We start from the raw sequence: 1,057 nt of genomic DNA on the forward strand, positions 1-1,057 counted from the left end.
GGATAAGTGAGGGGCGGGGGGAGCGGCGGGCGACACTGGGGGCATGCCACGTCCGTTTGAACTTCCTCCGGCCCTGAGGGGCGACGCCTTCTCCCGAGCGGATGCCCTGCGGCGGGGGCTCGACGACAACCGTCTTCGGCGTTCCGACCTCGCCGCGCCGTTCACCGGGATTCGTGTCGTATCCGCCGACAGGCCCACGGGCATCCGGAGCCTGTGCGAAGCGTATGCACCTCGACTCCGGCCGGGCCAGTACTTCAGCCACCGCACTGCGGCTCTGCTGTGGGAGCTGCCCTCAGCCGTCCGCCGTTCCGCAGCGCACGTGCTCGATGTCTCGGTCACTGCCGAAGCGGGATGGCCGCCTACCGCTCGTGGTGTTCGCGGCCATGTTCTTGCCGTCGCTCCTCGTGTGGTGGAGCTCCGGGGTCTTCCCGTCTGCGACGCGGCGTCGGTGTGGATCCAGCTCGGCAGTGTCGCGGGTGTCGACGAACTGGTGGCCGTGGGAGACGCGGCCGTCTATCGGTCGCGGTTCGCCCGAGCCGATGACCCGCGCCCGTTTACTACGATCGCGGAGTTGTCCGAGCGCCTGACGCACTTTCGCGGCCGAGGCAAGCGGCGTCTCGAGTCGGCGCTCGCACTGGTGCGCGAGGGAGTGGAGTCGCCGATGGAGACGGCGCTCCGCCTCCTTCTGGTGCGCGGGGGTCTGCCGGAACCCGAGATCAACGTCGATCTGTACACTGGGTCGGGCGAGTTCGCCGGCCGTGCCGACCTCTACTACCGCGAGTTCAACGTTGTCGTCGAGTACGACGGTGAGCAGCATCGACTCGATCGTGCCGTGTACGCCAGTGACCAACGACGCATCACTCGTCTGCTCGATCTCAACGCTGTCGTGCGCGTACGGGTCGAGGGTCTCCGCTCGGAAGCGCATCTCACCCTCGCCGAAGTGCGCGCGGCCCTCACCGCAGCCGGCTGGCGCCCGATCGACTCGGTGATTTCTGTCTGTTCGGCGGGCGCCAGGCGACAGAAATCGCCGAGTCGATGATGGGGCGAGGGCGGGAGG

The 1,057-nt window shown here is 68.3% G+C and carries 1 protein-coding gene; it reads left to right on the plus strand.

What is annotated here, in order from left to right:
• Window positions 1–43 precede the first annotated feature (43 nt).
• A complete protein-coding gene (locus C5B96_RS17255; RefSeq protein WP_146078244.1) occupies window positions 44–1,039 on the plus strand; it encodes a hypothetical protein in 996 nt (331 codons plus the stop codon).
• The last annotated feature ends 18 nt before the right edge of the window (window positions 1,040–1,057 follow it).

Source organism: Subtercola sp. Z020, assembly GCF_002931235.1.
Taxonomy (GTDB): Bacteria; Actinomycetota; Actinomycetes; order Actinomycetales; family Microbacteriaceae; genus Subtercola.